This is a genomic window from Ilumatobacter nonamiensis YM16-303 (assembly GCF_000350145.1).
Taxonomy (GTDB): Bacteria; Actinomycetota; Acidimicrobiia; order Acidimicrobiales; family Ilumatobacteraceae; genus Ilumatobacter_A; species Ilumatobacter_A nonamiensis.
In genome coordinates this window covers 1-3,665 of the sequence record NZ_BAOL01000099.1, presented here as the reverse complement: position 1 = coordinate 3,665, position 3,665 = coordinate 1, and the positions used below count along the sequence as shown (strand labels likewise).

Genomic DNA, 3,665 nt, shown 5'->3' with positions numbered 1-3,665 from the left:
TCTGGAACCTGAGCCTGCTGATCGCCACGTTCTCCCTCACGATCCTCGGCACCTTCCTCACCCGCTCCGGTGTCATCGAGTCCGTGCACGCCTTCGGGAACGGTCCGGTGGGTGCGTGGCTGCTGGGTGGGTTCATCGTGACGGTGGTGGTGTCGCTCGGATTGATCGCATGGCGCGGAGACCGCCTCCGCTCGCCCGGCACGATCGACTCACCACTCAGCCGCGAGGGCGCGTTCCTCGCGAACAACGTGCTCTTCACGGTCTTTGCGTTCGTCGTGCTCCTGGGCACGGTCTTCCCGCTGCTGATCGAAGCGGTCCAGGATCGCCGAACGGTCGTCGGCGCGCCGTACTTCGACCGACTGTCGATGCCCATCGGAATCGTGCTGCTGTTCCTGATGGCCGTCGCCCCGGTGCTCCCGTGGCGCAAGGCGAGCCAGGAACTGCTGACGACCCGACTGTTCTGGCCGGCATGGTGTGGAGTCGGCGCCATTGCATTCTCCGTCATCGTCGGAGCCAGCGGGTGGGCGCCGCTGATCGCGTTCGGACTCGCTGGCTTCGCGGCCGGCTCCGCGCTGCGACAACTCGCACTCGCCACTCGCCGCCGGGGATGGCGGGGCCTGGCCGGGCGAGCAAACGGGGGGATGGTCGTCCACCTCGGCGTGATCATGATCGCCGTCGCCCTCGCCGCATCGAACAGTTTCACCCACTCGGCGACCTTCGAAGTCGAGCAGGGCGACGTCGTCGAGTGGAGTGGCCACACCTTCGAACTCGAGTCGGTGACGACGGAGATCAACGACGCCGAGAGCGAGCGGGCCCTGAAGGCGAATGTGCTGCTCGACGGCGCCAAGGTCTACAGCCCCGCCCTCACGACCTACCTCAACATCGGCCAAACGGTCGGCACCCCGTCGGTCCGCACCGGGCTGTCGAACGACGTCTACCTCACCCTCGAACCGGGGGCCGAGCCAGGCGGAACCACGGCCACGATCCGGGTGTTCGTCAAGCCGATGATCCTGTGGCTGTGGATCGGCGGCCTCGTGATGGCGATCGGCACACTGCTCGCCGCATTCCCCTCGAGCCGTCGACGTCGGGCGATCGACCCGGTGTCGGCGCCGATCCACGACGGTCGCTCGAAGGTGACAGCCGTGGTCGCCCAGCCGCCGGCCGATGAGGCGATGCCCGAGGCACGTGGTCGAGATGACTGACATGACCGACATGGCGGGTATCGGACCCGAGGAGACTCCCGATCAGTCTTCCCACGACACCGCGGCGAGTCCCGGGCGTCGCGGTACGGCAATGGTCGCGCCGTTCGTGGCGCTCGCGGTCGCAGTGGTGTCGATTGGTCTGGTCGTGTTGTTGATCGGGGCGGAACCCGACGACGGCACCCAGACGGCCGAGACGCCGTTGATGAACCAGCCCGCTCCCGAAGCGGTCGGTGAGCTCGGCGACGGGACCCCGTTCGACCTCGCGCGCCGCAAGGGCAGTTGGGTCGTGCTCAACTTCTTCCAGTCCGATTGTGTGCCGTGCCAGCGCGAGCACCCCGAGTTGGTCGAGTTCGTCGACCAACAGGAAGCGCTCGGACCGGAAGGTGCCGAGTTCTACTCCGTCGTGTTCGGCGACACCAAGGAACGAGTCGAGCAGTTCTTCGAGGAGCGGGGTGGTGACTGGCCCGTCGTCTACTCCGATGGCGACGTGATCCCCGCATCGTTCGGTGTCAACCTCGTCCCCGAGACGTGGATCATCGACCCCGACGGCGTGGTCCGCTTCCGCGCGATCTCCACCGTCACCGCGGAGAACCTGAGCATCACACTGCAGCAGCTGCGCGAGGCAATCCGCTGATGAGCGGTCTGAACAAGCGCTTCAAGTCGTGGCCCGGGTGGGTGTTGATGCTGGTCGTCGTCGTGGCGTTCCTGGCCGTGGGCGCCACCCGTATGGCCGGTCCGCAGACCCAGAGCGATCGAGTCGATGAACTGACCCAGCGGATCGCTTGTCCGGTGTGTGCCGGTGAGAGTGTGTTCGTGTCGCAGAACAACGCGTCACGCGCGCTACGCAATCAGGTCGAGGATCTCGTCCGCCAGAACGAATTGTCCGACGCCGAGATCCTCAACCTGATCGACAGCCGCAACGAGGGCGACCTGCTACTCGTGCCCGAGTCGACCGGGCTCGAGGCCCTGGTGTGGGTTCTCCCGGCCCTCGGCTTCGTCATCGGTGTCACCGGTCTCGCGATCGCGTTCCGTCGTTGGAAGATCGAAGCCGCAGGACTCGGCGACCCCACCGGCGCCGACCGGGACCTCGTCGAAGCCGCACTCGCCGACGAGCCGGAGTCCAATTCGTAGCGACCTGCGACCGTGCGGGCGAACTCCACCCAGGGTTTCCGAGGAGTGTGAGCCACCGGATCATCAGTGAAATCAACCGGGAGCGCAGCCCGTGCCGCCGCGGTCCTTCCAACGGCGGGTGCGTTTCATGAACTTTTCCGACGCAGTGTCGTAACGAGGTCGTCATATTCGGTACAGTCGTCGCCCGTGAAGCACTTCTTTCGAGTTGCTCCTGTCGCGGTCATGGTTGCGCTGGTCGTTCCGGCGATGAACCCGCAGGTGGCAGCAGCAAGCCCCGTTGATCAACAGCGAGCCCGAGTCGAGAACATCGTCGACGAACTCGAAAAGCTCGAAGAACAGGCCAACCAGATCGGTGAGGACTATGTCATCGCGATCGGACGCAAGGAGGAGCTCGACACCGAGATCGTCGACCTCGAAGCCGACATCACGGTCAAGGAGACCGAACTCGGAGAGCTTCGAGCCGAGTTGGGTGACATGGCCGTGCGGTCGTTCGTCGGTTCCGGCACGACGCCACTCGGTCCGTTGTTCGAGAACACCAGTGACATCAACGACGTCCTCCAGCGTGACCAACTCGCACGCGTCGCGCTGAGCGCCGGCGACATCAGCACCGACGAACTCGACGCCCTCGTCAGTGACCTCGAGGAGGATCGCTCGTCGCTGGAGGACAAGGTCACCGAGGCCGAGGAACTCGCCGACTCGCTCACCGCCGCTCAGGAGGCGACCGAGGCCAAGACCGCCGAATACGAACAGGCTCGCGTCGAGGCCGAAGCTGAACTCGGCGAGCTGATCGCGGAGGAAGAGGCCCGTCGTGCGGCCGAGTCCGCCGCGCGTGTGCAGGCTGAACTCGAGGCGGCCCAGGCTCAGGCCGAGGCCCAGCAGCAGAACGATTCGAACTCTGGCGGCAACTCCAACTCCGGCGGTGGAAACAGCAACTCAGGCGCCACCTCAAGCTCTGGCGGCGGCAACAGCAACGCGAATACCGGTGGTGCTAACAGCACCTCAGGTTCCAACTCAGGTGGTGGCGGAGGATCAGCGGCTCCCGCACCGGCACCTGCACCGGCCCCCGCACCCACGGCACCGGCGCCGAGTTCTCGCTCGGGTGCTGCGATCAATGCGGCGATGAGCCAGCTCGGTGTTCCCTACAAGTACGCGACATCGAATCCGGGTGTCTCGTTTGACTGCTCGGGTCTCACCGCCTACGCATGGGCACAGGCCGGTGTCTACCTGCCGCACCAATCGGGTCAGCAGTACGCATCGATCCCCCATGTCGACAAGGGTTCAGCTCAGCCGGGCGACCTGCTCTTCTACTACAGCCCGATCAGCCACGTCGGC

Annotated in this window: 4 protein-coding genes; all 4 read left to right on the top strand. The window is 65.6% G+C overall.

All coding sequences use genetic code 11. The features are described 5' to 3' along the window. On the top strand, positions 1–1,202 hold a 1,202-nt coding region (locus ON45_RS10935), incomplete at its 5' end, for a heme lyase CcmF/NrfE family subunit (protein ID WP_277619171.1). A gap of 1 nt (position 1,203) precedes the next feature. Further along, positions 1,204–1,836, top strand: coding sequence for a TlpA family protein disulfide reductase (locus ON45_RS21410; protein WP_158412348.1), 633 nt, complete (start codon positions 1,204–1,206; stop codon positions 1,834–1,836). Continuing rightward, positions 1,836–2,333, top strand: coding sequence for a cytochrome c-type biogenesis protein (locus tag ON45_RS10925; protein ID WP_040493841.1), 498 nt, complete (start codon positions 1,836–1,838; stop codon positions 2,331–2,333). Before ON45_RS21410 ends, ON45_RS10925 begins: the two co-directional genes overlap by 1 nt. A 186-nt stretch (positions 2,334–2,519) precedes the next feature. Then, the coding region (locus ON45_RS10920) for a C40 family peptidase (RefSeq protein ID WP_148288644.1) at positions 2,520–3,665 on the top strand (1,146 nt) is incomplete at its 3' end.

Bases quoted from the DNA above. Each gene is read 5' to 3' on its own strand.
- ON45_RS21410 (WP_158412348.1), top strand. From the start codon at position 1,204: ATGACCGACATGGCGGGTATCGGACCCGAGGAGACTCCCGATCAGTCT.
- ON45_RS10925 (WP_040493841.1), top strand. From the start codon at position 1,836: ATGAGCGGTCTGAACAAGCGCTTCAAGTCGTGGCCCGGGTGGGTGTTG.